The sequence below is a fragment of the Roseomonas genomospecies 6 genome (assembly GCF_008365375.1).
In the GTDB taxonomy this organism is placed as follows: Bacteria; Pseudomonadota; Alphaproteobacteria; order Azospirillales; family Azospirillaceae; genus Azospirillum.
Map to the genome: position 1 here is coordinate 1 of NZ_QOKW01000069.1, position 2,471 is coordinate 2,471.

Annotated in this window: 2 protein-coding genes; both read left to right on the forward strand. The window is 68.7% G+C overall.

Annotated features, from left to right (window positions below):
• The coding region (locus tag DS843_RS30730) for a hypothetical protein (protein WP_475849455.1) at positions 1-191 on the forward strand (191 nt) is incomplete at its 5' end.
• Positions 192-636: 445 nt separating this feature from the next.
• A partial coding sequence (locus DS843_RS30735; protein ID WP_149472602.1) for a DUF4347 domain-containing protein occupies positions 637-2,471 on the forward strand: 1,835 nt, incomplete at its 3' end.

Sequence of the window (2,471 nt, forward strand, 5' to 3'; positions counted from 1 at the left end):
GCACCTCCACGCTGCGCTGGGAGGAGATGGACGGCGCCGAAGGCTACAAGGGCGCCACGGTCCATTGCGACATCGACGGCAACGGCAGCATCGACGCCAGCATGACCTTCGCCGGCAAGAGCGTGGGTGCCATGACCATCACCACCGGCACCATGGGCGACCAGAACTACATCGCCTTCATCAGCCTGTGATCCGGGCCAGCCTGTGATCTGAAGCTTGTGATCTGATACGGTTCGAGAAACGCTGGTCCGGGGATGCCCTTACCCGGACCGGCTTTTTCCCGCGGCCTCACCTTTTGGGGCACGCCATCGGGATCGCGCCTACCCCTTCGAAAAAGTTGGAAGAATGCGTCGTCTTTTTCCGCCTTTCCCCTTGATGGAGAAGAGTGCCGACTGAACTTCATATGATGAGGCAACATCATAGGACGCTTGAACTTGGCTTGCCCAAGCAAGATAACCCCATGAACACGGCTTGTTGCTGACGACGTGTTATTTCTTCTTGGGCAATTGCAGGAACCATCTCCGAAAGCGCATGTGATTGGGTGTCGCGCTTCCTCGTATCCGCGAACCCCCCGTAAACGCGAACGATGCGACCGGGCGCCCCAGCGATCACAACAAAATGCACGGAGAGTTTCCCTTGAACGAAGTCATCATCGCGGACGCTGGACTTGAGGATCTCGACGGGCTGCTCAGCCGCCGCCATCCCGACGTCCAGGTCGTGCTCGTCTCCGCCACCGACGATGGTCACGCCGTGCTGGCCGCGGCCCTCGCCGCGCGCCCGTCCGTCCTGCATGTGGTCGCCCATGGCGAGCCGGGACGGGTCCTGCTGGGCGCCCAGCCGCTGGACGCGCGGTCGCTGCTCGACCGCTCTTGGCCGGACGCGCGCGGCACCGAAATCCACATCCACGCCTGCCACGCCGGTGCGGGCGAGGCGGGCCGTCTGCTCCTCGACCGGCTGGCCGCCGCCACGGGTGCCGCGGTCGCGGCCTCCTCGGGTCCCGTCGGTCCGGCGGCGCGGGGCGCCTCCTGGACGCTCGACATGCGCACCGCGCCGGTCGGCGCCCCCTCCCCCTTCACGGCGGTTGAGGGTTGGGCTCATGTTCTGGCCGTGACCGGCACCGCGACGGCGGGTCCCGACACGCTGACCAGCGACGACGATTCCGACCTGATCAGCGGCGGGGCCGGCAACGACACCCTCATCGGCGGCGGCGGCAACGACACGCTGATCGGCGGCGCGGGCGCCGACCTGCTCAACGGCGGGGCCGGTTTCGACGAGGCCTCCTACGACAACGCCACCGCCGGAATGACGATCGACGTCGGCAACCCGGCCAACAGCACGGGCGACGCCGCGGGAGACACCTTCATCGACATCGAGCGCTGGGTCGGTTCCAACTACGACGACACCATGGTGGCCGGGAACGACCCCGTGTGGTTCTGGGGCCATGACGGGGCCGATTCGATGGTCGGCGGGATCGGCGACGACACGCTGGAAAGCGGCGGCGGCAACGACACCGTCCGTGGCGGGGCCGGCAACGACCAGATCTTCGGGCGCGCCGACGACGACGCGCTGTACGGCGGCGACGGCGACGACCTGCTGGTCGGCGGCGGCGGCAAGGACAGCCTGGAGGGCGGGGCCGGCAACGACACGCTGGTCGGCGACTGGGACGCCGACACGATGATCGGCGGCGACGGCGACGACACCTTCTACAGCGGCGAGCACGGCACCCTGGACGAGGCCGACGTCATCCAGGGCGGGGCCGGGAACGACACCTTCATCATCGCCGCGCAGGGCGACGCTGGCACGGTGTCCTACGACGGCGGCGCCGGCACCGACACGCTGCGCGTCAGCTCCGACAACGTGACCGATCCGGAGGGCAAGGTCACCACGGCGACGCCGCAGATCGACATCTCCGGCATGACGCTGACCAGCGTGGAGAACCTGGATCTGGTCGGCGGCGTCCGCCACACGGTGACGATGACCGCCGCCCAGGCCAACGGCTTCACCAGCGGAATCACCGGAGCGATGGTGGGCGACGCCTTCACCATCACCGGAACGGCGATGTCGGGTGCGGCCACCGCCGGCAACGGCAGCCAGCTCACCGCCGGGCAGGTGCAGGCCGAGACGGTGGACGGCGTCACCTTCCTGCGCATCGGCACCGACGCCACGGCGGGCGCCGACGTGACCCTGCGCTTCGCCGGAAACTTCTCGGCGGGGCAGTTCCAACTCAGCGGCTCCACCGTCACGCTGGTGGACGCGCCGCCCGCCACGGAGCCGCCGACCACGCAGCCCCCGACCACGACGCCTCCGACCACGGAGCCGCCGACCACCACCCCGCCGGTGGACGACCGCCCCTCCACCGCCATGCAGCGCATCGTGGACGGCGTGACGGAGGACGTGAAGGCCTTCGCCTACGAAGGGCCGGTCTCCACCCTGCAATGGACCTTCCTGGGCGACGCCCGCAGCGAGGTGCT